Raw genomic sequence first — 25,268 nt, 5'->3', positions numbered from 1 at the left:
GGCGCTATTCGCGCACCCGGAACACCACGTAGCGGTAGAGCACGTAGCGGCAGGCGGTGCCCAAAATCAACCCCACCACATTGGAAGAAATATTATCGGCCAGCTGGGAACGCATATCCAGCACGTAGCGGGAGAACCACAAGCAGCCCAGCTCAATCGCCATGCCACACAGATTCACCGCCACGAATTGCAGAAACTCTCGCATTTTCTCCGCGGAGCGTTGGCTGCGGAACGTCCACAAGCGGTTAGCCACCCAGGAGAAAATCACGGACAGCGTGACGGATATGACTTTCGCCGTCATGGATTGGTCCCCCGGCAGCCGCACCAGTCCGGTGTGAGCCAGCAGATTAAAAATACCCACATTGACGATATAGGCACCCAGCCCCACCGTGCAGAACTGCAGGAATTCCACGAGCCACTGCCGGAAGCTCTGCCCTTTGAGTAAACGGCGCAGCAATTTCTCCACCCGGGCGCGGCTGGAGGAACGAGGTTCTGGTGTTGGTTCTGGTACTGGGGCAGTCATCGCGCTGAGACTATCACGCTTTAGAAACTGGGAAGCATATCAGCCGGAGTCAGGTTCCCCTCGCGCATTTTCCGGAAGAATTCCGGGGTACGCTGCGGATCGAGGAGCACATTAGACTGCCCATTGGCACGGTAATCAAGATCGGCGATGGGGGGAACTCCGGCCAGACCTCCTTCGCCCAGCACGCTCCCGAGCGCCAGCCCGGCCCGTCCCACGTTGTACAGCGACGTATCGCGATCTACCGTGAGGATGGAGCCGGCGGTGCCGACCATGCGCCGCTGCAGCGGGAAATCCACCAGCGTTGCCGGGGTCTTGAGCTTGCCGATCAGGGACGACACCACCTGGCGCTGCCGGTTGGTACGCCCGAGATCACCCAGCGGATCAGATTTGCGCATTCGCGCGAAAGCGAGGGCCTGAGCGCCATTCGTTTCGTGGCAGCCAGCTTCCCAGACCATGCCCGAGTCCGCGTCGTCTACGTCGTCGTCGTAACACAGGCGCACCCCGCCGGCCGCGTCCACAATCTGCTGCACCCCGGCCATGGAAATCTGGATATAGTGATCCACGGTCATCCCGGAAAGTTCCTCCACCGTTTCTACCAGGAGCCGCGGCCCGCCCAAAGCGAAGGAAGAATTGAGCTTCTGTTCGCCCTCCCCTGGAACATTCACGTAGGAATCACGCGGGAGGGAGACCAGCGCGGGTGCCCCGGATTCGGGAACGTGGAGCAACATAATGGTATCCGCGCGCTCACCCTCGGTCGGGTCATCAATCCCGTCCGCTTCGCGCACATCCGAACCCACAATCAGGTACGTGGTGCCGCTTGTTGCCGCGGCCCCGCTCAGCGCATCCATTCGGGTCAGCTTGGAATTGCCGTAAAAGAACAGATAGGTGGGCCAGGCCACCGCAAGAATAAGAAGAAGAACGACGACGCCAGCAACCCAGCGCCACGGATGGCGGCGCCGGGTGCGCCCGGCAGGTGCACCCATCCCGGGCATATCCGGTACCGGATGACGATCAGCCCCGCTATGCGGGTAGGGGGCAGCCGGCGCGGCCTGCGCGGCGGGGCGGACGGCCGGGTAGGACGCTGCGGGCGGGTAGGAAGGTGCCTGCTCGAAGGATTTTGCCGGAGGAGCGGATGCCACCTGGCGTTGCGGAGCAAAGCTCGGGGGCTGCACGGGTGCGGGCCGGCGCGGAGCCCCGGCGGCGCGGGTAGAGCCGGGAATATCAGCGAATTGTTCGCGCGCTTCGGGTGGCGTAGCGCGGCCCCGTCCCACCGGCTGCGCGCCCTGCGAGGAGGGGCGCGGAAGCCTGCGCTTGGGTGGGAACGACGGTGGTGGGGTAGCCCCATGGAAACGGTTCATACTCAGGGAATCGCATTCTCTCGGGTGCATACGGGCGCTGATTCGGCGGTTCGGGCGGTTGTGGGAGCCTGAGAGGCCGGCGTGTCGCTATCCGGCTCCGGTGCTGCGGGTGTGCTTTCGGATGAGGTGGCGGCTTCGGTATCACCAGTGGTGGTGGATTCCGCGGCGCTCGAAGCTCCCTCAGCGTCACTGCCGGTGCTGGGTATGCCGCTAGCGGCGGTACTGGGAAGAGCATCCGGGCTGCCTTCCGGTGGCAAGCCAACGAAAACGCCGTCGGCATTCTTCTCCGCACGTACTGGAACGTCGCGGCGTAGTGCCTCCCACACGTAATCGGCGGAATCGGTGGCGACCACGCGGTTACCAGCCCAGGCGAAAGGCATGGTCCAGAAGCGGATATTGGCCGGATCGAGGGAGCGCAGCGAATTTGCCAGGCCCACAATATTGCTGATGGAGCCGATCTCCTGGGAGGTTTGCAGGGACTGGGTCGCGGCGTCGAGCAGGCGCATGAGGCGGCCGAAATCGGTGAGGAGATTGGAGCGCAGGGCCTCGGCTGCCACCGCGCTCACCAATTCGTGCTGGCGGCCGATACGGGAAATATCCGAGCCGTCTCCCACGCTGTAGCGGGCCCGAGCCAGGGCCAGGGCCTGCGTGCCGTTGAGGAGGCGGCAGCCGGAAGTAATATCGAGGCCGGCGCGCTCGTCGTACAGATCATCCGCGAAGTACATGGGAACCCCGCCCAGGGCATCCACGGTGGAAATAAAGGAAGCAAAATCCACCACGATATAACCGTTGAAAGTAATGCCGGTCATCTTGTGGAGAGTGGTCATGGTGCAGGCCGCCGCGCTGGCCACGTCCCCGTACTGGCCGCCAATGGCGAAAGCGGAGTTGAACATGGTTTCGGGAGCGGGGCGGGTGGTAACCGTTTCCGAACCACCGGAAGAAGTGCGGATCGTGCAGGAAGGAATATCCACGAGGGTGTCGCGGGGCACGGACACAATATCCACGCGGCTGCGATCCGCGCTGATATGCATGATCATGGTGGTATCCGCGCGCATCCCCCCGACTTCGCCAGACTCTCCGGCGTTATCAATATCGGAATCCCCGCTGCGTACATCCGAACCAAGAATGAGGATATTGAGCGGGCGGCCCGCGGAAGGATCCACCGGCTCCGCCGCGGCGGCGGAGGGAACCAGATCATCAATATCGGCCCGGGTGATATTCCCCTGGTAGCGCGCCCACGCGGACCACAGTGCCGTCCCGAAAGTCAGGAGGAGCGCGAGCAGCACAAGCAGCACGACCCGCCACCACGAAGAGGTGCGGCGGCCCCCGATCAGATGCGCCGCGGCGCGTGAGTTTTTTGCCACTACCTCATCATAGGGGTTCGGGTGCGTCGCCCGCTGGAAGAAGCGCCGCACTGCGGTGTTAAGCACGGTGGCGCGGGCGGGAGGCGCGTGGCTCGGCTAGGCTAGGACCATGCGCATTCGTGTCATCACCGTGGCTTTCAATCCCGGGGCGGAACTGGAAGCTTTTCTCGCCTCCCTCCCGGCGGCCCTGCATGAGGCCTACGAATGCGTCATTGTGGATAACGGTTCGGAGCACGCCGAAGTGGATCGGGTGGCCCGCGCCCACGGGGCCCGGGTGGTGCGCACCGGGGAAAATATCGGTTACGGGCGGGCCGCCAACCGCGGAGCCCAGGGTTTCACCGGCGAATGGCTGGCGGTGGCCAATCCCGATGTGGTCTTCACCCCCGGCTCCCTCGATGCGCTGGTGCGCGGGGCGGAAAGCTTCCCGCGGGCCGGCGCGCTCGGCCCGCTTATCCGTACTCCCGAAGGGGAGATTTACCCCTCGGCCCGTCAATTTCCGCGGATCGTTTCCGGGGTGGGGCACGCGCTACTCGGGAATATGTGGCCGAATAATCCCTTCTCCCGTTCCTACCGCTCCAATGCGGACGTCACCCGGGCTCACCCGGTGGACTGGCTTTCCGGCGCCTGCCTGCTGCTGCGGCGGGAGGCCTTCGAAGCCGTGGGTGGTTTCGATGATTCCTATTTCATGTTCTTCGAGGATGTGGCCCTGGGGGAGGCCCTGGCCCGGGCGAGCTGGCAATCGATTTTCCTGCCCGAAGCGGAAGTTATCCACTCCCAGGGGGCCTCCTGGAAAGACCAGCCGGCCGCCATGCTGCGCGAACATCACCGCAGCGCAGCGCACTATATTGATAGCGTCTACGCGCGCCCCTGGCAGGCGCCGCTGCGCTGGGCAATCCGGGGTGGGCTCGCGCTGCGGGCGCAGCTGCACGTGCGGGCAGCGCGCGCGGCGCGTCGTCGCTCTCACTAACTAAAACGTATTAAAATCAAGCCGGAGCTACGAGTGTCCGCGAGGCGGCTCCGCACCGTGCCCGGTGGCCTCAAGTGAATTACACCGATGTATTTTTATGAGGTTAAAGTAAATCGGAGTTAAGGGTGTGAAAGTTGGGACTTTTGCCGTAAGGTAAGTCTGGAAGCTGCCCGTATGAGTCCCCATCGTGGCGGACAGCGTGAACCGGAGGGAAAAATGACCAAACGTCGCGGTCTTGTTCTAGGAACCGTGCTGGCGCTCGCGAGTGCGGGCCTTGCCGTCCCGATTGTGGGCTACGCTTTCGCTGAGAACGATGATGCACAGGGTAGTATTGTTATTCCGCTCACCACGGAAGCGGGAGCCTTGACCACTACCGCCACCGCGCAGCTGGAGGAAACCGTGGAGAGCGCACTCGGTTCTGGCAAGGAAGCCGAGCCGCGCGAAGCGGCGCAACCCACCGAGGAAGCCGAAGCTACCCCGGAAGCGAGTGCCGCGCGCGCGGGCGGCGTCGTATCGCATGCGGTACGCACCAACGTGCTGCGCGCAGAAAATAGAGATGCAGAAAACGCGGACGCAGAAAAGGGAGCCACGGCGGGCACGGAGGCGGGAAACACCGTAACCGGTGGTGAACTGGCCGATAACTACGCCGTCTTCACCAGCCCGGTGCGGGTGGACGAACCCTTCGCGGTAGCGGGGCTGACCTGGAACCGCGGGGAGAGCCTCCCCGAGGGTGCCTCCATCGAAATGCGCACCCTGGACGGAGAACAGTGGTCAGACTGGTACGAAGTGGGTGAGGAATCCCAAACCGAGCGCGAACGGCCCGGAACGGAATACAACGTTTCAGGGGAGTCCACCGGGATTCAGGTGCGTATCACCCAGGGCGAGGGCCCGCTGCCGGCCGGCCTGCGCATCGATATTGCCTATACCGCTGAGGGTGACACCGTGGAGGTGGAGGAGGCCGAAACCGCGCCGATTCTACCTGAACGCGGCACCGAGACCGATCCGGTGGTCAATCCCGAAGAGGGCGAAGAAGAAATTCCAGCCCTGGGCGCCTCACTTTCCGCCGCGCGCGGCGGGGGCACCCTCGAGCAGGGCAGCGTGGTTGCGAGCGGCCTGCTGCCCACCGCCCGCGATTGGACCAACCGCATCGGTACCCGCGGGATCCATACCCGGGCCGATTGGGGCGCGGACCGTTCCCTCATGACATGGCCGGTCGAATATGCCACCTTCCAGGGTATGGTCATCCATCACACCGCCGGCTCGAATAATTACACTCAGGCCGGGGTACCGCGGGTTATCCGCGGAATTTACGCTTTCCACGCTGTCACCCGCGATTGGGGCGATATTGGCTACAACGTGATTGTCGATAAGTACGGCGGGAAATGGGAAGGGCGCTACGGCACCCTGCAATCCCAGGACGGAACCATGGCCATCGGCGCGCATGCCGCCGGGCGCAATACTGGCACCATGGGCGTGTCCGTGCTTGGCACCTTCACCGCGGATCACCGCCCCTCCCAAACCATTCTTAACACCCTCGCGGATGTGGCCGGCTGGAAATTCGCGCTAGCGGGCCTGGATCCGCGTGGCACCACCTCGCTGACCATTCCGCAGCGCAATAATTCGGCGCGCTACCGTTCCGGCGAGGCGATGCCGCGTATCGTGGGGCATCGCGATGTGGGCAATACTTCGTGCCCGGGCACGATCTACGATTCCATCGGCTCCATTCGCGAGAACGCGTACCGTATCTATACGCAATTGCGTTCCGGTGGTGGTACGACGCCGCAACCCGCGCCGCGCCCCACCCAACCACCGGCACCGCGCCCGCCCGCTCCGCCAGCTCCCGCGCCGAGCAATCCGCGCCCGTCCTCCACCGTGGCGCCTTTCCCGCCGCGTTTCTTCCTCGCTAACGGCTGGGGGCGCACCGCCGATATTGTGATGGATTACGGGCTGCGCGGGGATGAAATCCTCACCGGTGATTGGAACGGCGATGGGCGGGATACCCTAGCGATTCGCCGCTCCAATATTTTCCACGTGCGCGATAACCTCACCTCCGGGGTTGCCACCCGGGTCTTCAGCTTCGGGCGCGCCGGTGACGAAGTGTTCGTAGGCGACTGGGATGGCGACGGTGTGGATACCTTCGCGGTGCGGCGTGGGAACCTGCTCCTCGTGCGTAATTCCCTTACGTCCGGTCCGGCCGATGCGGTTTATTGCTTCGGTAACCCGGGGGATACCTGGCTGGTAGGTGACTGGAATGGGGACGGCGTGGATACCCTGGCGGTGCGGCGTGGAAACGTCTTTATCTTCACCGATAACCTGGCCACCAGCGCGGTTTCCGCAGAAATGGCATATGGAAACCCGGGTGACGAGGTGCTCGCCGCGAAAATTGAACCCCAGCGTTCCACCCTCGTGGTGCGCCGCGGGAATGTGTACGTGGTGCGCGGTCCGCTTAGCGGCCCGGAAGTAGTAGAAGATGTGACGTACGGGCGCCACAGCGATATGGTCATCTTCGGTGATTGGGATGGCCAGGGTGGCCAGACGCTCGGGGTGGTGCGCTCGCGCTAAAGCGAGAGCGTCATGCCCTATTCAAGATACGGGCCGGGGAAGCTTCGGTGTGAAGCAAATATCCCCGGCCCGTACGTATATTACGTAGATACCGTGCGCGCCATGATGCCCGTGCGCGCTAGTCCCGCCCAAAAATATCGCGGGTGAGCACCGGCGTGGACGTTTCCGGCATGGTGCCATCCAGACGGTTCGTGATAATCACATCCGCGCGATCCTGGAATTCCTCCCAGGAGTCCAGCACCGAGATATCCCCGAGGGCGCCCGGCTTCAACGCCGGATCGTAAACGAGCACCTCCACACCTCGCGCGTGTAACTGCGCCGCGAGGCTGAGGGCGGCCGAAGCCCGGTGATTATCCGAGCCCGATTTCATGGCTACCTTGTAGATCCCCACCGTGGCGTAGCCAGCCCCGGCTAGGCGGTTAGCCAGGAATCCAATCCGGGTTTCATTGGATTCCACAATCGCGGACATGAGATTTTCGGGCACGCCTTCGAAATCCGCGCGTAATTCTTTGGTGTCCTTGGGCAGGCAGTAGCCACCGTAGCCGAAAGAAGGATTATTGTAATGATCCCCGATGCGGGGATCGAGGCCCACCCCGCGAATAATCTCCGCGGCGTTGAGGGAGCGCGCCATCGCGAAAGAGTCCAGCTCGTTGAAATAAGCGACACGCATAGCCAGATAGGTATTGGAGAAGAGCTTAATCGCTTCGGCTTCCCGGGTTCCCACCTGGATAATCGGGACGTCGCGGGCTTCAGCACCCTCACTCAGCAACTGGGCGAAGTGGGCGGCTGCGGCGTCGTCGCCCGAAACAACAATGCGTGAAGGGTTGAGATTATCTTGCAGTGCCTTGCCCTCGCGCAAAAACTCCGGGGAAAAGACGATGCGCAGCTGCGGGAACGTTTCTTGCATCCGCGCGGTAAAACCGATGGGGATCGTGGATTTAATGACGACGACGGCACCGGGATTCGCCTCAGCTACCTGCGCAATTGCACTTTCAACAGAGGCCGTATCGAAGGCATTGGTCTCCGTATCGTAATCGGTGGGCGTGGCAATGACGGCGTAGTCAGCACCCGCGAGGGCCTCAATATTCGAGGTGGTAGCACGCAGCGAAAGAGGCTTGGTGGCGAGGAACTCTTCGATTTTCGCATCCTGGATCGGGGAGGTGCACGCGTTAATCGCATCCACTTTCGCGGGATTAACATCCGATCCGACAACATCGTGGTGTTGGGCAAGAAGGACGGCGTTGGCCAAGCCCACGTAGCCCAGCCCGATCACAGCAATCTGCATGATGCTCCTAGCTCTTGGGTTGCGTTCAGTATAGCCGGCCCGCTGCGCGGCGGGCCGGTGGGACACGGAGAAGAAGACCGAGGACAGGCTTCCACGAACAGCGCTACCCCGCTCGCGATCCCGGTGGCACTCAAGGTGCCTGCCGGAGAAGTGCGAGCGGGGCAGCGATAAGGGCGATGCGTTGCGGGTACGCCAGGGCAGTGCCCGATGGACCGAAACGCGGCGCTTTAGTGGCCGGTCTTGGCGTACTTGGCCTCCACGGCTTCCTTCTGCGGGCGCCACCACTCTTCATTGGCCTTGTACCATTCCACGGTGTCATGCAGACCCGCCGCGAAGTCCTTGAACTTGGGCTGCCAGCCGGTTTCCTCCACCAGCTTGGAATTATCAATGGCGTAGCGCTGATCGTGGCCCGGGCGGTCATTCACATGATCGAAGTCATCGGGTTCGCGGCCGAACTCCTGGAGAATCATCTTGACGACCTCAAGGTTATTCTTTTCGCCATCCGCGCCGATGAGGTAGGTTTCCCCGATCCGGCCCTTATTGATGATCTCCCATACCGCCACGTTGTGATCGCGTACGTGAATCCAATCGCGCACCTGGAGACCGGTGCCGTAGATCCGCGGGCGGATGCCATCCAGAAGGTTGGTAACGGTACGCGGAATGAACTTCTCCACGTGCTGATAGGGGCCGTAATTATTCGAGCAATTGGAGATGGTGGCTTCCACCCCGAAAGAACGCACCCAGGCGCGTACCAGCAGGTCCGAGCCGGCCTTGGAAGCCGAATACGGGGAGGACGCGATATAGGGATCGCCATCCTGGAAGCGGCGCGGTTCGTCAATCTCCAGGTCCCCGTATACTTCGTCGGTGGAAATATGGTGGAGGCGTACCCCGTGGCGCCGTACCGCTTCCAGAATTGTGTAGGTACCCACCAGGTTGGAGCGGATGAAGGGGGAGGGATCAACGAGCGAGTTATCGTTATGGGATTCCGCCGCGAAATTCACCACCAGATCGCAGTCTTTGACCAGGGGATCAACGGTATCCATATCCGCAATATCGCCCTGGACCAGGGTGACGCGGTCCAGGCCCTCAATGGACTTGGGATTACCCGCGTACGTGAGTTTATCCAGGACGACAACTTCGGCATCAGGATAATCCTCGACAGTTTGGTGAACGAAATTCGCGCCAATAAATCCGGCACCGCCGGTAACCAGGACACGCATATTATTCCTTTCGTGGGTCAGTTCCTGGCTAATTCTACCCGGAACTGCGGGGTGAAGAGTCAGCTCATCGCGCCGTGCCCACATTTTCAACGGGGGTGCGACACCGGCAAGCACTACTATTGTGACGCGCGAAGGGTTTAAGCTGGAGCTATCCGTCCACGCACCGCGGCCTGGATCCTGCACCACTCCGGGGCGCGAACAACCCGAGGAGGTTCTTTTGGAGAGGTATTCGCGCACGCGTACCCGCGCCACCGGGTTCATTGGTGTCACCGCAGTGCTGTCACTGATTGCTACCTTGCTGGGGCTCATGCCGGCAGCGCAGGGTGCGCCCGCTCTGGACGAGGGTGCCGGGAACTACTATTTCTTCAAAAACTCTCTCACCTCGGGTCCGGCCGATGTGGAGATGTCGTACGGGAGGCATACGGATGTGGTGTTTTCCGGGGATTGGAATGGCGATGGCCGAGACACCCTCGGCGTGAACCGCGGCTCCGATTTCTATATGAAAAACAGCTTCGTGTCCGGGGACGCGGATATCCACTTTAAATTCGGGCTGCCCACCGATCAATTCCTTATCGGCAATTGGGATGCGGTCGTGGGCGATACGGTTCTTATTCGTCGCGGTAATACGTATTTCGTGCGCAATGAGCTCACCACCGGAGGCGGGGAACATACTTTTACCTTCGGTCAGCCCGATGATGAAGTGATCGCGGGGGATTGGAATGGCGACGGCACCGATACCCTCGCTATTCGGCGCGGCAATATGTTCTACGTCAGCAATGTGCTCGACGATGATGAGAATTTCACGGTTTTCTCCTTCGGGCGCCACGGGGATACCGTTCTGGTCGGTGACTGGGATGGCGATGGTATCGATAGTTTCGCGGTGCGCCGCGGCAATATGTACTACGTCAATAATTCCACTGTTTCCGGTGGGGATGCTTCCACGGAATTCTCGTACGGGCGGCACGGGGATACCGTTCTGGTGGGCGATTGGGATCGGGACGGGGTGGATACTCTGGCGGTACGCCGCGATTACGTACCGCAGGCTCCCAATAGCCAACGCCCGCCCAACCTTGGTCCCAATTCCGGCGGTTACCCCATTCTGGTCTATGGAACGCTACGCCAGGGGGAAGAAGCTGCCTACGTTGTTAATGATTATTCCGGTATCAAAGAAAGCTCCGTGCCGGATTATGAACTGTGGATCACCGGCCCGCGGTGGAACCCGTGGCCCTGGGCTCTTCCCGGCCCGCGCGGGCTACGCGGTGACCTCCTGCAGTATGGGCCGTGGAATTATGACGCCAAAGTGGCGCAAATGGATGATTGGGAAGGTTATGTTCCGGGTAAGAACCCTGCCTATATGAATTACACGCGTGACCTCGTCACCACGGTGGACGGGCCGGCGTGGATGTACGTGGCAACAAAATGGCGGCAGGATTTCGCGCGGCGCTGGGGCTACGTGGTACCCCACGGTGATTTCCACCGCTTCTAAGAACGCGTGGCGAGAAAAAGGAAAAATAACGAGATGATGCACAGTAGTCACACCACACAGGCTGCACTCTCACAACCCGCGCCCTCGTTCGGGCGGGGAACCCGCGTGAGTCGGTGGACCGTGGGAAGCGTACTCGCGGGGCTGAGCCTAGCCGGGATTATGGCACTAGGTGGCTGCGCGAGCACCGCGGTGGGTGATCCAGATCCGGTCACCCCGATTCCGGTGGCGAGCGCGGCTCCCGGCGGCGGAGCAGCCAGCGGGAACGGCACCGGGACCATGCAGGAACGTGCCGCGGTCACGGCCGGTTCGGAAGGCGGCCGCCCGGTTACGGTTGCGCCCAGCGGGGATGTGGAAGCTGAGCTTGGAGTGCCGGTAGGTCTTTCGGTCGACGGCGCCACTCGGGCGGCATTCACTCTGACAGTCACGGATATTACCCGGGCACAGGAGTGCCCCTCGCGCATCGCGGAGCCAGCTGTTTTCACTCCCAAGAACGGCACGTTCCTCGTGGTTGATCTCAGCGCGCAGATGGCAGCTGATTATGACGCCTACGACCCGGATGCTCCCTTCCTCACCCTGGATCGGGATGCTTTTTATCTCACGGACTTGGAGGGAAATATCCAGGAAGATAGCCACACGGTGCCATCTTACGGGTGTTATTCCACCGCGGAGCGGGTCACCCCCTTTATCAACCCGGGGGAAAGCGCGGCCGGTAAGGTGGTCCTGGAAACCTCCTTGGAGCACGGCTACCTGGTCTACAACCCCTGGGGAGTGCCGGGATCGGGGTGGCGCTGGGCTTTCTAAGCGCCGCTGCTAGTCCGTTGCAAACCGCTTTTCATCCGTTCCTAATCCGCGATGGCGTAGGTGCTGCGCACGTAGCGCAGGTAGATCTTGCGGTAGAGCGCCGGGCAGGTGCGCAGCAGGGCGGCTCCGGCTGCCAGCTGCGGGCGGGCCTGCGCGGTAGCGCGCAGCATGGGCAAGCTAATAGCATGCCGTGCCGCGCGCACAATATCCGCGGTGTCCTTCTCCGAACGCATGGCCGATTGCGCCAAAATCATCATGGCGAGGGTGCGGTACACCAAAAAAGCGGAAAGATTCTCCGGTTCTGCCATCCATTCCGGCCCGAGCTGTTCGGCAAGGAAACGTGCGGCATCCTCATATTCCTGCGGATCGGGAACGCGACCCCAGGTGAGGGATTGGGTGCCCACCACGTAATTGGCCAGGGCATCGGGAATCGAGGTGACCTGCCGGGCCCGGGAAAGCGCTATCGCGGCAACAACCTGATCCTCCCCGCGGTGAATATGCTCCGGGAAACGCAAGTTCTGGAACGTGGCGGCGGCGAAAAGTTTATCCCAGAGGAACGGGGTGAGGTTATCGGTGAGGAAGGCACGTACCGCATCCGGGCCTGCCAGGGTGCCGAGGAAACGGGAGTGTTCGGTGCGCGTCTGGCCATTGGAGAGGTGGATGGTGCGTCCGCAGCACACCACATCGGTACCGGGCGCGTTCTCCACTTCATGCAGCATCCGTTCCAGATAGGTGGGTTCCCAGTAATCGTCCCCGTCAAGGAAAGCGATATAGTCCCCGGACGCGCGCTCAAGGGCGGAATTCCGGGCCCCGGATACCCCGGTATTGTTCTCGTGGTAGATCACGGTGAGACGGGCATCGGCAAGTTCTTTTTCCAGGTCGCGCAGCACGCCGGCAGTGTTATCGGGGGAGTGATCATCCACAACGATGAGCTCCACATCGGGCATGGTTTGGCCCAGGACCGATACAACCGCGCGCCGAATAGTGTCCTCACCGCGGTAGGCGGGAGTGATAACGGATACCCGTGCCATGATTCCTCCTAGGTCAGCTCACGTAGTCTCCATGGTACCCGCGCGCAGTCCCGGTGCATCCCCCACGGCCCCGAAGGTCCCCACGTATCTCGGGCGCTATCGGGTGCGATACGGTGTTATCGAGTGTGATGTACCAGGCCGAGGATATGGCAGATGCTCCCTAGCAGCGGGCCCACCACCAGGGAGGCAACTGTGCGTGTTTCCAGGGAGAGCGGGAGGAGCATCAGGGCGACGGAGACCAGCAGGGCCGCGCACCATCCCAGAATATTGAGGCGGTGGTGATCGGCGGCTAGTGCCACCGCTCCGGTCAAGGTAAGAAGAGCCAGGCAGGCTGCGGCAAGAACCAGTAATCCCAAAGTAAGGGGAGTATTTGCATAAGCCGGCCCGAAGATAACCGCCATGAGCCATGGGCCGCACGCGGCAGCGGCCAGGGCACCAATCCCGCCAATTCCTCCCACAATAAAGGCCAGGCGCAGTAAATAGCCGCGAGTGCGCTCGGGGTGCTGGACGAAAACCGTGATCACCATGGACTGGAAAGCTACGAGGGGAAGCATGAGGGGCGCGCGGGTCACGGAGACCGCTTGGATCAGCGGAGCGGCCTGAGAGAACACCGCAGGTTCGGTGGTCAGGCTCATAAGGAGCGGAAAACCGTTAATGAGGAGCGCGCTTGCCCCGGTGGCGATCATGGCCAGTAGGAGGCGGCGCACCAAGCCCCGCGGCGCGATATTAATGCGGGTGCGTGCCAAAGCTCGCACGCCCGGCGCAGCGCTGAGCAGCAACCAGGTACCGCAGGCCAGCACGCAGGCGAGGGCGTAGAAGTGGAGGGTGAGACTGAGATATCCGGCTACCGCAATAAAGAGGAAACGCAGGGCCGGCTCCAGCGAGGTGAGAGTACCGAAAATTTTCCACTTCCCGCGCCCCGCGAAAACTCCGAGGAGCCCTAAATGCACGCTATTGAGGACTACCCCTAGTGCAATAAAAGCGATAAGGAGCGCGCGCCCGGAAAACCCGTGAAATACCCGCAGCCACAGCGGAGTCACGACGAGCACCAGGAGTGCGGCACATACACCTACCCCCGCGCAGATAAGAACCGGCGAGGTGCGGTAGCACGAAGCTGCGGCCGTGGAATCCACGCCCGTGCGGCTTTCTACGCGGTCACGATTTTCGGCACGTTCACAGCTCTCAACCCGGTCCCGGCGCACCGCCCGTGTCACCTCATTTTGGAGACCCGCCACAATCGCAATAATGGCGAACAGGGCAGCCCAGAACGTCAAAAATAGGGTGTTATCGGTAGGGGAGAGCGAACGCGCACTCACCACCGTAATAAAGAAACCGGAGAGTGCTCCGGAAGCACCGCCGAGGGCAACCGGCAGGGCAGCCCCGGCAGTTTCTGAGTTCTGGCCAGCGGCGGTGGACATCACGGATGGCCTTTCTCTTCGCAGGATTTCTTAAGTATAGGGTGCGCCCGTGCCATAATAGGCGCTAGTACAGATGGCGGCGAAACAGAAAGCGGCTTCGCCATAGAAAGGATCATGCCCGATGCGCCTCGATATCATGCTGCCCTTCTGGGGGAACCCGGACTACCTCTTCCAAACAGTGGAATCGGTCCTGGCCCAGGATAGTGATGAGTGGAAGCTCACCGTGGTGGATGATTGCTATCCCGATGAGAGCGTGCCGGAGTATTTTGCCAAGCTACATGATGAGCGCGTCACCTATATTCGTAACGAAACGAACCGGGGCATTACCGAAAACTACGAGACCTGCCTGAAGCTCGCCACCGCGGAATACATGATGTTCATGGGCTGCGATGACATGATGGAACCGAATTTTGTGTCCACCATCCAGGCCGCTATTGCCGCCCATCCCACCATCGATATTATTCAGCCCGGGGTGCGCCCCATTGACGCGCAGGGCACCGTTATTTCGCCCCTCGGGGACCGTATCAAAACCTCCCTGCGCAAGCGCTCCACACGTATGGGTAACGTTATTTCCGGGGAAGGTGCGGCCGCGGTACTCCTCACCGGGGACTGGCTCTATTGGCCCTCGCTCGTTTTCCGTACCGAGACTATTCGCGCCACTCCCTTCCGCCCCGGCTTCCCCCTCATCCAGGATCTCGCCATCGTTGTCGATATGCTGGCTGCCGGCGCCTCCCTGCTGGTAGAGCCGACGGTGTGCTTCCGATACCGCCGCCACGATTCTTCCGCCTCCGCCTCCAAGCTTCTGGACGGTACCCGCTTCGCCGGGGAACGGCGCTATTTTGCGCTCGCGGCCGCGGACATGAAAAAGCGCGGCTGGACGAAGGCCCAGCGGGCGGCCCAGCTGCACGCCACCTCGCGCCTTTACGCCGCCACTTTGCTGCCGCGGGCCCTCAAGGAACGCAGCGCTACCGGGGTACGTACCCTGCTGCGGCACCTGGTAGGCAAGTAGGCCCGGCGTCGTCGTTCTTGGTACGACGACGCACGCCCCGCAGCGCGCGTATTCGCGCCCACTAGCGCGCCGGCGCGCGCAACTCCCCGAAGGGATTCTTTTTGCCGCGCGAAGCCCGCATGGCCGGCCGTTCCACCAGGAACCAGGAGAATGCCGCGCCCAGGGCGGTGAGCACGAAAAGAACCGCGCAGAAAACGAGGTAGGGGGCTGCGGCTGCCAGCCCGAGGCGGGTGAGTAGCTGGGTGAGTGGGAATCCCCAAATGTAGATGCCGTAGCTGAAATCGTGGACTTGGAAGAGCCGCGGGGAGGGGAGTGTCTGCCCGATCCACAGCAGCAGGTAGGTGAGCAGCGGCGCGGAAATCTGCGGCCCGGAATGCGGGGCCACCACCATGATCGCCACGGCCGCAACCGTTGCACCCAGCGCACCCCAGGTGGTGAGGCTGAGGCGGTCTTTGGCCAGGAAGAGCAGGGAGCCACCGAAGAAGAACGGTAGCAAGCGCGAGAGCTGGTCGAGGGTGCCGTTCATCGTGCCCAGGTACACGGTGGCAGTGGGGAGGAAGACCCGCAGTGCGCAGGTGCCCAGGAAAATCACGGCCGTGGGCCAGATATGCCGCTTGAAGAAGGGGATGGTGAGCAGCGCGCCCACGATGAGGTAGCACACGAACTCGTAGTAGAGCGACCACAGCGAGCCGTTCCAGGCGATGGGATAGGGAACATTGTGGAGGGTATCCGCGATGCCCCACTGGTTCATGTAGAGGAAGAAATTGCCCAGGATATAGCTGATGGGAGTGGGGCCGGTGGTGAGGTAGCCGTCCAGGGTGCCATGATCGAGCAGATAGACAAACGGCGCGAGGAGGAAAGCTGTCACCACATTGATAAACAGAAAAGCCGGGAAAATCCGGACCACGCGGTTCTTGAGGTAGCGCCCCACATCCGAACGCAGGCGCGCAGCGGTAATGAGATACCCGGAAATCATAAAGAAACCGAAAACAGCCCAGGCGCCCACAGATTCACCGGGTGTGATCTCGAACTCCCCGACGAGCTGGGTTACCGGCCCCACGTGGTGGAAAAGTACCATCAGCGCAAAGACCAGCCGAATCAGATTCAGCGAGTTATTGCGGGGGTCAAGCCATGTGCGCATACGTTCCTTCGCGTGGTCCCATCGCGGCGGAGCGACGACGCCGCAGTTGCCGGGTCGTCGCCGCACGCCGCGCTGCGGTTATCGGGTTTAGAGATACTGGGTCTGGGTGTTAATCCAGGAAGCAAGGCGCGTGAAGCCTTCCTCCACGTCCACTTCGGCCTCGAATCCGAGGAGCTCGCGGGCTGGCTCCGGATCTGCCCAGGCGTGGCGTACGTCGCCGTGGCGCCACTGGCCGGTGATCTTCGGTTCGGGAGCCCCGTAAATCTTCGCGATAATCTGGGCGGCTTCGAGGATAGTGGTGTAGTGGCCCGCTCCGATATCTACGGAAACACCCGGGCATTTCTCAATTTCAATCATCTTAATGAGGGCGCGGGCCACATCATCAATAATGATGAAATCGCGGCGGATAAGGCCGTCTTCATACACGGAAATTTGCTGTTTATTGTAGGCAACCCGGCAGAAGAGGGACATGATTCCGGTGTAGGGATTGGAGGGCGTTTGGCCCGGGCCGTACACGTTTTGCAGGCGCACAATCCCGATCTCACAGCCGAAAGCATCGCCCCACATGCGCAGGAGCTGTTCCTGGGCAATCTTGGTAACCGCATACACCGAGGAAGGATGGGGCTCCACCAGGGCGGCATTCATGGCCACCGGCTCGGCCTCCGGGAAATCCCATTCTTCTTGTTCAAACATGGCCACGGTACGTGAACCGGGGTAGAACAGCTCACCGGCGTGCTCCCCGGACGTGTGCCGCCAGGCACCTTCGCCGTAGACCGCGCGCGAGGAGGCAAGAACAATGCGCTGCGGGATAACCTGGTGGCGCGCGAACGCATCAAGCATCGTGGTGGTGCCCACCACGTTCACGGAGGCGTGCCGGGTGGATTCGGTCAGGGACTGCCCGGTCCCGGTTTCTGCCGCCAGATGGACAACAACATCCGGGGTGAAGCGCTCCAGCAGGGCATCCCAGGCGGCCGGATCGGTCACATCGGCCTCGTAGAGCTCCACGCGCTTATCGAAGCCGGCCGTGGGCTGATGATCCGGGTGGATCTGCGGATGCAGATTATCGAAAGCGATAACCTGCTCGTGATGGTCGGCGAGGTACGTTGACATCGCCGCCCCAATAAAACCGGCACCACCGGTGACAAGAATGCGCATGGAAGTCCTTCCTTTATTTGATGCACATGAAGTTTACGCCTCGGCTGGGGGCGCCGCGCGTTCCGCGCGTAGCAAAGCTATTTCTTCAGCCAAACGCCGCCGGTCTTCTTCTAACCGGGAGACGGCGGTAGAGAGCTGGATCGTCACCATGAGCAGCACGACGCACGCGATCACCAGAATCATATTGGAGGCGCGTTTGAAACCGAGGGCTTGGGAAACGAGGAAAACAACCTGGGGCCAGATCGAAATCACGAGCAGGCCGATGCCAATAAGGAACCAGATATACACGTAGGTTTGTTTCATCCGCCGGGAACGCAGCAAGATAAACAGGTAGACGAGGAAGATGATGCTCGCGGCGATCGGCAAGAGGCGGTAGAGCACGTTATTGCCTTCCTTCGGTTCCGTCAAGATCTTTTTGGGCGGGGCGGGTAGAGGCTACCGCCATGGCGATAATACCGCGCAGCAGCAGGCGTGCGGCCTTGAGTGGGTTATGGGAGGGAGTGCCGCCCTGCCGCTCGCGCATCTCCACTCCCACCTGGGTGACACGCAGCCCAGCTTTGCTGGCGATAATAAGCGCTTCGATGGTATCGCCCAGGTATTCGGCCGGGAGTTCGTCGGCGAGTACCCCGATGGCTTTCCGGTTCGTGAGCTTGAAGCCGGAGGTGGTATCTGTAAGCCGGGTGTGGTGCACGCGGGAGAGCACCTTGGAGAGGAATCGCATGGCCCAGGCGCGTGGTCCGCGCACCCGATAGGAGCCACGTTCTGCAAAACGCGCCCCGATAACGATATCGGCACCGGTGGTATCCATCTGTTCGAGGAGGCGGGCGATATCTTCGGGGCGGTGCTGGCCATCGGCATCTACCTGCACGGCACGGTCAAAACCGTGGCGCCAGGCATACAGGTAGCCAGTGCGCATGGCCCCGCCCACCCCGAGGTTAATGGGCAAATTGAGGACAGTTGCGCCACCGGCCGCGGCCACCTGCGCGGTAGCATCCCGGGAACAATCGTTGATGACCACGAGGGATGCGTGCGGAGCTGCCTGGCGTAATTCGGTGAGAACCGCCGGCAGCGCCTCTTCTTCATTCCACGCCGGAATGAGGACGACGAGACGTGGGGGCCTGTCTTGCTCAGAAGTCATTCTTTGATTTTAGGCCATTTAAGCCCGGGCTTGAACGAGCGCTCGTGCTGTGTGCCCTATATGAGGGGTGGTACTTCGCGATAAGATAACGCGGCAAGTGAAACGTTGTCCATCTCAAGGAAATTCATGGTTGCAGCCACGCACGTAGATGTTCGGACGCCCCAGGCCGATTCGTCTTCTCAGCACTCTAAGCATCGGGCGGCTCTGGTATCGCGGCTGCGCAGAATCAGCGCCGGGCGCCCCTGGGTGGTGTGGTTAGCCGTCCTGGTGTTCTTCGGGATTCTGGGAGGGGCACTCAATCTTCATTTCATCACCACCAATCCACACCTTTCTCCTTTCGATGAATACGTCTACCTCGACGCGGTGGATAAAGCCGGGCGCGGGATTGTAGTACGCGATGGGATGACCACGGATTCCTATGCCCGTGAGGTGCTGGCCTGCCTCGGTTTCGGTTCCAACCCGGTCAGCTCGGCAACCATCGGGGTGTGCGGGGGAGATTTCCCCGAGGATAAGCTCCCCTTCGCCGGCTACACCACCGCCGGGGTGCATTCCCCGGTCTACTACTTCCTGACCGCGTGGCTGGCTAAGCCGTTTATGATGCTCGGGATGGGCTTGCTGGGCAGCGCTCGCCTCACCAGCGTGCTCTGGTTGGTGCTGGGGATGACGGTCCTTGCCTGGGGGATGCGCCGTATTGGTGCCACCTGGGCGATGGCACTTACGGTACCGCTCCTCATCACCTCGATGCCGACTTTCCGAACCACGAATTGCTATATCACCCCGGATGCGCTCAATCTCCTGGTGGGCACCCTCATTATTTTCGGAAGTATTTTCTACGCGCGCCGGCAATGGTCTCTCGGTTGGCTGCTCCTTATTGCCGCGGTGGCCTGCGTGGTGAAAATGCAAAATATTTTCGCGGTGGTGGCTGTCCTGATCTTCCTGGTGTGGTACCGGATACGGCCCGGGCACGGTTGGGGGAAGAAGGCTGCTGCTGATCCTGCTAGCTTGCCACGCTGGTGGGAAATTGGTGCTCTCGGGTCGGTTTCCGCGGTGGCCGGTGGGGCCTGGCTAGTTATTCGCCCTTTCATTACGGTGGCGCGCCCGGATATTGTGGTGGATCCTACCGGGGTGCTCGATGTGCGTCAGCTTCCCTATATGACCGATGATGCGCTTCAAATTATTTTCGCTGGTATTGGTGGGACGGCCCAGCAATACCCGAAATCTCCTTTCGCGAGCCTGGCGCTCTGGCTGGGAATTACCGCCATCGTGTGCGTGGCGTGGATCCTGGAACGTCACTCCACCCTGGAACAGCGTTTTAGCCAGGCAGCCGCGGTTTCCTTCCTTGGTATCGCTCCGGGGGTGGTGCTCGGTTTCAATATCCTTTCTGGCTCCCTCACCCTTATGCAGCACCGCTACGGGATGGTCCTTATCCCGCTCTTCTGCGCGGCGGCGGCCTGGATCAAGCTGCGCCACTCCGTGGCCTGGGGCCTGGCGCTGCTGACCGCGTGCATGTACGGCTACGCCCTCATTATTCCCTCGGCAACGTAGTGCGGCGCCGCAGCGCGTCGTGGAAACGTAGCAGCTTGCTCACAATGCTGCCGGTACGGTGATGCCCGCGGAACGCCAAGAGCGTCCGCGGGCATCCGTGCACCTGCCGCAGGTGGGCGGTGTACTAGATGTACTTGCGCAGCCGGGACTTCACCTTGGAGGCCAGCACCTTCGGGCCGCCGGTGCGCAGGTAATCCACCACGAGTTTGAGATCACGCACCGGGTTGAAACCCGGGTCGATAAAGCCAAGCATCGTTCCGGGTACATCGTCGCCGGTGCGGAAAGCCAGATCAGCGGCCCGGCGCGGCTGCCGGCAGAACTCCAGCAGCGGGGCGAGCGCCCGATCCCAGTGGAATTGCTGGGCGAAACCGGCAATATTCGCACGCGCGCGGGCCGCTGCGGCGTCGTCGTATAGCAGTGTTTCAAGCGCTGCGGCCAGGGCCTCCACATCGCGCGGGGGCACCGCAATGCCGATACCTTCGCTATCGAGGGCATTCCCGAAAGAATCCCCGCTGGTCGCCACGATCGGCAGTCCCGCCCATAGGTAATCGAGGATACGGGTGCGGAAAGAGAATTGGGTTTCCACGTGCTCGAAATGGGTGGAGACCCCCACGTTTGCGTCCAGCAGGTAGTTCTGGCGTTCGTGGTAGGGAACCCAGTCGTGGTTGAAGAAAACGTGGGTATTCATCAGGCCTAGCTCATCGGCCAACGCCACCGCTTCGGAGGCCACTCGCATGGCCGGCACCCCGGGATTGGGGTGTTTCATACCTAAGAAATAGAGCCGCACATCCGGGTGGGTGCGGGAAAGCTGGGCGACCGCGCGGATGAGGGAGAGCGGGTCGAACCAGTTGTAGACCCCGCCGCCCCACAGGATGACCTTGTCATCCATGCCGATACCGGGAACCTTCCCGCGGATGGCGTGTTCGGTTTGCCGGGGTGCTTCTTCACCCAGACCGAAAGGCGCAATATCGACGAGACTGCGCACATCCGCGTCGTCGGGCAAAACATTACGGTTGATGCGGCCCATGCTCGCCAGTTGCCCGAGCCAGAAGTTGCGCTGTTTATCCGAGGCACACAGGAATTTATCGGCGCGGGCCAGCTGCCGGTTGAGTACGCCGGTTACCCCGGTAATGGAGCGTTCGCGGCCCTCCGGGCCCTGGTCGCGGGCCTGTTCGAGCTGCTCGAGGTGCATGGGATCGTAGATATCGGCCACGATGATCTTTTCCGAGCTCATGAGCCACGGGGCGCTTTCCAGTAGGAAACCCTGGAAGATAATGACATCCGCCCAGTCGGTGCAGGCGCGCAGGGTATCGGTATCGCCATTGTGGATCTCGAAAGCTTGGGGTGCGACCTTTCCCACGCCGGCCGTGGAACACAACCGCACCGGGTGCTCGAGTGCCAGGCGAGTGCACATTTCCCAGGCGCGGATGGCCGGCCCGGCCATTTTCTCCCCGATGGGTTCACCGGTTACCACCAGCACCTTCGCCTGCCCGGAAAAACGCTTCGCGATCCCGAAGAAACGCGCCAGCACCTCGTGGAGGTCCAGGTAACGCGGCAGCGGATAGGCCGGCTCCATGGCATTACGCATGAGGGTAATAATCTCCGCATCGGACTTCTGGCGCCCGGCCTGGATTTCCCGGCGCGATTCCACGAGGGAAGGCAAAATATCGCGGAAATACGAGACCGCGTAGGGCGCGGTGGCCGCCATTTTCGTAATGGTGCCCTCAGCTGCGCGGTAAGAATCGGGGCCGCGGCGCTCCTCCACCTCGCTGCGTTCCGCGCTGCGCTCCAGGGCGAAAGCAAGGGCGGGAGCGAAAACAGTGCGGAGCAGATCATCGCCGAGATTCTTGTACAGGCAAGCCAGCGCATTGCGTTCCAGGAAGTACGTTTCCCGGAAATTCCCGAACTTCTTCATGGTGACGTGGTGGCGGTGGTAGGCCACCGACTCGGGCACGTAGCGCACATCGTATCCGGCGAGGTTGGCGCGCCAGCCGAAATCGGCATCCTCGTAGAACATGAAGTAGCGGTCATCGAAACCGCCCAGTTCCTCAAAAACGCGGCGCGGCACAAACATCGCGGCCCCGGTGGGGAAGAGCACATTCTTCGGGGTATCCCAGGCGCCGGTATCTTCACGCTCTGCCTCGCGCTTGTAGCCCATCCCGAACCACGTCATCGAGGAATCGACGAAATCGATTCTGTCGCCCTCCCAGGTGAGCACCTTGGAGGCCACGCAGCCCACCTTCGGGTCCGCCGCAATCGCCTCCACCGCGGCACGAATCCACTTCTTACCGGGCCGGGCATCATTATTGAGGAAAGCTACGATATCCCCGCGGGAATGCTCCACCCCAAAATTACAGCCCCCGGTGAAGCCCAGGTTGGCACCCGATTGCAGGACCTGGCAGTCAGGCAGCTCGGCGCGCAGGCGCTCGAAAGAACCATCCCCGGAATTATTATCGACGACGACGATCTCCAGATCCTGCGCCGGCCAATCACATTCACGCAGGTAGTGCGCGGCGGCAATCGTATCCTCCGCCCCGCGGAAATTGACAAGAATAACGGAAACAGAGGTCACTTGCGTTCTCCCTTGAGAGTGCTGGCCAGGCCGCGCAACGCGCGGCGTAGGTGGGGATGCTTGCGGGCACCGGGCTTGCCGGGCTCCTCGTACAATTGGGTGGTTTCCACCCGTTCATAGGCGTGGATGGGGGAGCGCAGCGCGGCGAGAGCCGCTGCAATACCGCCGTTTTCCTGAGCGACGAGGCTGGTGAGAGAGTGATCGTCGTCGTACGTATTCTGATCCAAGCGATAGTTCCCGGACAGAGCCCCGAGCACAAAATCACGCTGGGCGGTATCCGCGGTAATAACGCGGTCCGCAACACTGAGCGTTTCGTTGAGGACGCTAGCGTTCGCGCCCACGCTTTCCGTACCGGTGACCCCCACCCAATCGGTGCGGACCATCGCGGTGAGATTCGCGGTGGCGACATCGGCAATGACCACCCCGTGGTTCCCGCTCCACGGAACGGCACGGGCCGGAAGATTGAGAATATAGGTCACCGCGATTGTTTCGACGGCGCTGGCAAGAGTGCGACGGGCCGCTTGGAAGGGCGCGGTGGGATCGGCGCTGCGCTCGCTCAGCTCTTTGCTTTCCGGATCCCACAGGTAGAGCGGTTCGGGAATGTCAGCGGCGATCCGGGAGAAACGGGCACGGGCCGCGGTATCGGAACCGGCCACCGCGAAAGCGATACTCGGCTCATGATCGCGGCGGATATCCGCGAAAGCCGTTTCCAGGAAATCCCGTTCGGAGGTGGGGATCCCGGCGCTAGCCCAGACCCGGTCAAGGAACTCGGCCATATGGGGCAGGCGGCGATCCGGGATACGGGCAGCGGCAAGAGCCGCTTCATTCCGGCTTTCTAAGCCGGCCAGGGAGGCGCTCCAGTCGCGTACTACCTGGGCGCCGCTGAAGGTGGTGGAGGGGACGTGAAGTAAGGGCTCGGCATCGTTCCCGGGGCGGCGGGCAAGATCCAGGGCGGCGGTATCCACCCCGGAGCTGCGGAGCGGGTGATCGATAAGGGCGGTGACAAGCGGGGTGAGGAATTCCAGCTGGTAGGCCGGGGAAAGATTCTTCGTGAGGATACGCAGGTACTCCACGGTATCGAGATCGGGGGTTCCGGCTTCGAGGAGCGCGGTAGTGCGCAGCTCACCGGGTACTCCGGCGGCACTCAGGCGCCACTGGGCATCGACGGCCAGGGCCGGAAGCGAGAAGGCGGTATCGAGGCCGCCGCACAGGTGGAGCGCCCGCGAATCAAAAGTGTAGACCGGGGCGGGGGCGGCGAGGACACCGCGAGATTCGGATGTGTTCGGTTTGTCAGCAAGCGAGGCACACCACGCGGTATTGCGCCCCGGGGTGGCAAGGAGCTGAGCGAGAGCTGTTTTTGTAACAGCACCGGGAGTGGTGACCACTGCAGTCACCGTTTCTCCCGCGGTGAGATCCGCGCGCGGGGCGGGCTGGCCCGCAATGAGCTCCGCAACACGGTAGGGGAGGGCGCGCGCTAAAGCCGGCCCGGCTCCGGCGGGAACAAGAACACAAACACTCATGACTGCCTATCATCCTCCGCGGGGCGGCAAGCGCGGCTCGCGTAGCCGCGGCGGCTCCCGGGTGAAACTTACTTTCTCTATCGTACAAGGCGACGCGAGGTGGCGCTGACATCACGGGGCTGCGCGCGGCTCGGCCCGCAGCTGGGTAATATGAGACAGATAGGTGCATACGCGCGGCTCACCCGGGTGGGTAGTGAAGGGCGCGAATGCCGGCAGGAAAGGTCGGGTATGGCAGCAGAGCGCGAACGCGAGGTGAGCCCCGAAGCAGAAGCACGCTTCGAGAAACTCGTCGGCCAGGATCTCACGCGCGTGGCTATTGACACCGGGTTCTTCAGCGGATGGCGGGCGTCCGTCCGCGATATTTTCGACCATCGCCACCTCTTGGGCCTGCTCACCCGGCGTGAACTCAAGGCACGCTACAAGGATTCGGTGCTCGGGTACGTCTGGACCCTGGTCCGGCCCCTAATTAATCTGCTCATCTACTACTTCGCTATCGGCAAGGTTCTCGGAGCGGAACGTGCCATTCCTGATTTTGCTATTTACGTTTTCGCGGGCCTGACCGCCTGGGGGCTTTTTTCCCAGATCGTGGCGGCTTCCACCGGCGCGATCGTAAGTAATTCCGGGATTGTCAAAAAGGTGTATCTGCCGCGCGAAATCTTCCCACTCTCTGCGGCTGGCGCTGCCTTTGTGGACTTCCTCTCCCAGCTGGCCATTTTGGTATGCGGAGCCCTCATTATTCGCGGGGTGCCGTGGGGGAGTGCCATCATCTACTTCCCGCTCTCCCTGGCCGTGGTGGTGGTGTGGGCGGTGGCCTTCGGGCTGTTTCTCTCCGCAGCGAATGTGTACCTGCGGGATGTGCAATACCTCGTGGAAGTTATTCTCCTCATCGGTTTCTGGCTCACCCCCTCTGTCTATTCTTTCGCGATGATTGCCGGAGCCGCCCCCAGCTGGATGATTAACCTTTATCTCCTCAACCCCACCTCGGTGGCGGTTATGGGCTTCCAGCATTCCTTCTGGGCGGCCGGGCAGGATGCCCTGTTGCCCTCCCATCTCCTCACCCGCCTAGGAATTTTCCTTATCATTGGGCTGGTGTTGCTCTGGCTCGCACAGCGCTACTTCGCCCGCATGCAACGCAATTTCGCGCAGGAACTCTAAAGGAAAGGCGGGTCAAGG

Annotated in this window: 20 protein-coding genes; 7 read left to right on the top strand and 13 right to left on the bottom strand. The window is 61.8% G+C overall.

Annotated elements, in window-relative coordinates:
- Positions 1-4: 4 nt before the first annotated feature.
- Genes ACRQEG_RS00740 through ACRQEG_RS00730 form a run of 3 tightly spaced genes read right to left on the bottom strand, consistent with a single transcriptional unit; the run spans position 5 to position 3,245 of the window.
- Entirely contained in the window at positions 5-523 is a 519-nt protein-coding gene (locus ACRQEG_RS00740) for a GtrA family protein (protein ID WP_016443172.1), read from the bottom strand.
- Between the two features lie 20 nt (positions 524-543).
- Positions 544-1,881 carry an LCP family protein gene (locus tag ACRQEG_RS00735; RefSeq protein ID WP_284891026.1) on the bottom strand — a complete coding sequence of 446 codons (1,338 nt, stop codon included), beginning with the start codon at positions 1,879-1,881 and terminating at the stop codon, positions 544-546.
- A 2-nt stretch (positions 1,882-1,883) separates the two neighbouring features.
- A complete protein-coding gene (locus tag ACRQEG_RS00730) occupies positions 1,884-3,245 on the bottom strand; it encodes an LCP family protein (RefSeq protein ID WP_284891025.1) in 1,362 nt (453 codons plus the stop codon).
- A gap of 109 nt (positions 3,246-3,354) precedes the next feature.
- On the opposite strand from ACRQEG_RS00730, the gene ACRQEG_RS00725 reads away from it, so the two are divergent.
- A complete protein-coding gene (locus ACRQEG_RS00725; protein WP_284891024.1) occupies positions 3,355-4,212 on the top strand; it encodes a glycosyltransferase family 2 protein in 858 nt (285 codons plus the stop codon).
- 216 nt (positions 4,213-4,428) lie between these two features.
- Positions 4,429-6,774 carry an N-acetylmuramoyl-L-alanine amidase gene (locus ACRQEG_RS00720; RefSeq protein WP_435730791.1) on the top strand — a complete coding sequence of 782 codons (2,346 nt, stop codon included), beginning with the start codon at positions 4,429-4,431 and terminating at the stop codon, positions 6,772-6,774.
- Positions 6,775-6,892: 118 nt separating this feature from the next.
- On the opposite strand, the gene ACRQEG_RS00715 is transcribed toward ACRQEG_RS00720, so the two are convergent.
- A complete protein-coding gene (locus tag ACRQEG_RS00715) occupies positions 6,893-8,059 on the bottom strand; it encodes a nucleotide sugar dehydrogenase (RefSeq protein ID WP_320757768.1) in 1,167 nt (388 codons plus the stop codon).
- Between the two features lie 227 nt (positions 8,060-8,286).
- On the bottom strand, positions 8,287-9,279 hold the full coding sequence (rfbB, locus tag ACRQEG_RS00710; protein ID WP_016443166.1) for a dTDP-glucose 4,6-dehydratase: 993 nt from the start codon (positions 9,277-9,279) through the stop codon (positions 8,287-8,289).
- Between the two features lie 217 nt (positions 9,280-9,496).
- Between rfbB and ACRQEG_RS00705 the strand changes: the two genes are divergently transcribed.
- Complete coding sequence (locus ACRQEG_RS00705; protein ID WP_320757769.1) at positions 9,497-10,765, top strand: gamma-glutamylcyclotransferase family protein; 1,269 nt, start codon at positions 9,497-9,499, stop codon at positions 10,763-10,765.
- 105 nt (positions 10,766-10,870) lie between these two features.
- Entirely contained in the window at positions 10,871-11,566 is a 696-nt protein-coding gene (locus ACRQEG_RS00700; RefSeq protein WP_320757770.1) for a hypothetical protein, read from the top strand.
- A gap of 41 nt (positions 11,567-11,607) precedes the next feature.
- Here the strand turns inward: ACRQEG_RS00700 and ACRQEG_RS00695 are convergent, their stop codons facing one another.
- Together ACRQEG_RS00695 and ACRQEG_RS00690 are read right to left on the bottom strand one after the other, a co-directional pair.
- Positions 11,608-12,597: a glycosyltransferase family 2 protein gene (locus ACRQEG_RS00695; RefSeq protein ID WP_320757771.1), complete on the bottom strand. Its 990-nt coding sequence runs from the start codon at positions 12,595-12,597 to the stop codon at positions 11,608-11,610.
- 116 nt (positions 12,598-12,713) lie between these two features.
- Positions 12,714-14,015: an MATE family efflux transporter gene (locus ACRQEG_RS00690; RefSeq protein WP_320757772.1), complete on the bottom strand. Its 1,302-nt coding sequence runs from the start codon at positions 14,013-14,015 to the stop codon at positions 12,714-12,716.
- A 121-nt stretch (positions 14,016-14,136) separates the two neighbouring features.
- Between ACRQEG_RS00690 and ACRQEG_RS00685 the strand changes: the two genes are divergently transcribed.
- Positions 14,137-15,024 (top strand): glycosyltransferase family 2 protein, encoded by an 888-nt coding sequence (locus ACRQEG_RS00685; protein ID WP_320757773.1) that lies wholly within the window; start codon positions 14,137-14,139, stop codon positions 15,022-15,024.
- A gap of 61 nt (positions 15,025-15,085) precedes the next feature.
- On the opposite strand, the gene ACRQEG_RS00680 is transcribed toward ACRQEG_RS00685, so the two are convergent.
- From ACRQEG_RS00680 to ACRQEG_RS00665, 4 genes are all read right to left on the bottom strand, one after another.
- Positions 15,086-16,165 (bottom strand): acyltransferase family protein, encoded by a 1,080-nt coding sequence (locus ACRQEG_RS00680; protein WP_320757774.1) that lies wholly within the window; start codon positions 16,163-16,165, stop codon positions 15,086-15,088.
- An 87-nt stretch (positions 16,166-16,252) separates the two neighbouring features.
- A complete protein-coding gene (locus ACRQEG_RS00675; protein ID WP_016443159.1) occupies positions 16,253-17,320 on the bottom strand; it encodes an NAD-dependent epimerase/dehydratase family protein in 1,068 nt (355 codons plus the stop codon).
- Between the two features lie 33 nt (positions 17,321-17,353).
- Entirely contained in the window at positions 17,354-17,728 is a 375-nt protein-coding gene (locus tag ACRQEG_RS00670) for a DUF2304 domain-containing protein (RefSeq protein ID WP_231366720.1), read from the bottom strand.
- Entirely contained in the window at positions 17,703-18,458 is a 756-nt protein-coding gene (locus ACRQEG_RS00665; protein WP_320757775.1) for a glycosyltransferase family 2 protein, read from the bottom strand. Before ACRQEG_RS00665 ends, ACRQEG_RS00670 begins: the two co-directional genes overlap by 26 nt.
- A gap of 126 nt (positions 18,459-18,584) precedes the next feature.
- On the opposite strand from ACRQEG_RS00665, the gene ACRQEG_RS00660 reads away from it, so the two are divergent.
- Entirely contained in the window at positions 18,585-20,003 is a 1,419-nt protein-coding gene (locus ACRQEG_RS00660) for a glycosyltransferase family 39 protein (protein ID WP_320757776.1), read from the top strand.
- A gap of 124 nt (positions 20,004-20,127) precedes the next feature.
- Here ACRQEG_RS00660 and ACRQEG_RS00655 read toward each other — a convergent pair whose 3' ends face one another.
- Positions 20,128-22,575, bottom strand: a complete 2,448-nt coding sequence (locus ACRQEG_RS00655) for a glycosyltransferase (protein WP_320757777.1) — start codon at positions 22,573-22,575, stop codon at positions 20,128-20,130.
- Positions 22,572-24,095 carry a hypothetical protein gene (locus ACRQEG_RS00650; RefSeq protein WP_320757778.1) on the bottom strand — a complete coding sequence of 508 codons (1,524 nt, stop codon included), beginning with the start codon at positions 24,093-24,095 and terminating at the stop codon, positions 22,572-22,574. Before ACRQEG_RS00650 ends, ACRQEG_RS00655 begins: the two co-directional genes overlap by 4 nt.
- 228 nt (positions 24,096-24,323) lie before the next feature.
- On the opposite strand from ACRQEG_RS00650, the gene ACRQEG_RS00645 reads away from it, so the two are divergent.
- The gene (locus tag ACRQEG_RS00645; RefSeq protein WP_320757779.1) at positions 24,324-25,250 is read left to right on the top strand and encodes an ABC transporter permease; all 927 of its coding nucleotides are present in this window, start codon (positions 24,324-24,326) and stop codon (positions 25,248-25,250) included.
- Positions 25,251-25,268: the final 18 nt, after the last annotated feature.

The organism is Actinotignum stranguriae, from assembly GCF_051265215.1.
GTDB classification, from domain to species: Bacteria; Actinomycetota; Actinomycetes; order Actinomycetales; family Actinomycetaceae; genus Actinotignum; species Actinotignum schaalii_C.
Note: the sequence above shows the minus strand (reverse complement) of the source record. Positions and strands in the feature narration are given on the sequence as shown.

Coding starts and splice junctions, on each gene's coding strand:
- ACRQEG_RS00740 (WP_016443172.1), bottom strand. CDS start 523: ATGACTGCCCCAGTACCAGAACCAACACCAGAACCTCGTTCCTCCAGC.
- ACRQEG_RS00735 (WP_284891026.1), bottom strand. CDS start 1,881: ATGAACCGTTTCCATGGGGCTACCCCACCACCGTCGTTCCCACCCAAG.
- ACRQEG_RS00725 (WP_284891024.1), top strand. CDS start 3,355: ATGCGCATTCGTGTCATCACCGTGGCTTTCAATCCCGGGGCGGAACTG.
- ACRQEG_RS00720 (WP_435730791.1), top strand. CDS start 4,429: ATGACCAAACGTCGCGGTCTTGTTCTAGGAACCGTGCTGGCGCTCGCG.
- ACRQEG_RS00715 (WP_320757768.1), bottom strand. CDS start 8,059: ATGCAGATTGCTGTGATCGGGCTGGGCTACGTGGGCTTGGCCAACGCC.
- rfbB (WP_016443166.1), bottom strand. CDS start 9,279: ATGCGTGTCCTGGTTACCGGCGGTGCCGGATTTATTGGCGCGAATTTC.
- ACRQEG_RS00695 (WP_320757771.1), bottom strand. CDS start 12,597: ATGGCACGGGTATCCGTTATCACTCCCGCCTACCGCGGTGAGGACACT.
- ACRQEG_RS00690 (WP_320757772.1), bottom strand. CDS start 14,015: ATGTCCACCGCCGCTGGCCAGAACTCAGAAACTGCCGGGGCTGCCCTG.
- ACRQEG_RS00685 (WP_320757773.1), top strand. CDS start 14,137: ATGCGCCTCGATATCATGCTGCCCTTCTGGGGGAACCCGGACTACCTC.
- ACRQEG_RS00680 (WP_320757774.1), bottom strand. CDS start 16,165: ATGCGCACATGGCTTGACCCCCGCAATAACTCGCTGAATCTGATTCGG.
- ACRQEG_RS00675 (WP_016443159.1), bottom strand. CDS start 17,320: ATGCGCATTCTTGTCACCGGTGGTGCCGGTTTTATTGGGGCGGCGATG.
- ACRQEG_RS00665 (WP_320757775.1), bottom strand. CDS start 18,458: ATGACTTCTGAGCAAGACAGGCCCCCACGTCTCGTCGTCCTCATTCCG.
- ACRQEG_RS00660 (WP_320757776.1), top strand. CDS start 18,585: ATGGTTGCAGCCACGCACGTAGATGTTCGGACGCCCCAGGCCGATTCG.
- ACRQEG_RS00650 (WP_320757778.1), bottom strand. CDS start 24,095: ATGAGTGTTTGTGTTCTTGTTCCCGCCGGAGCCGGGCCGGCTTTAGCG.
- ACRQEG_RS00645 (WP_320757779.1), top strand. CDS start 24,324: ATGGCAGCAGAGCGCGAACGCGAGGTGAGCCCCGAAGCAGAAGCACGC.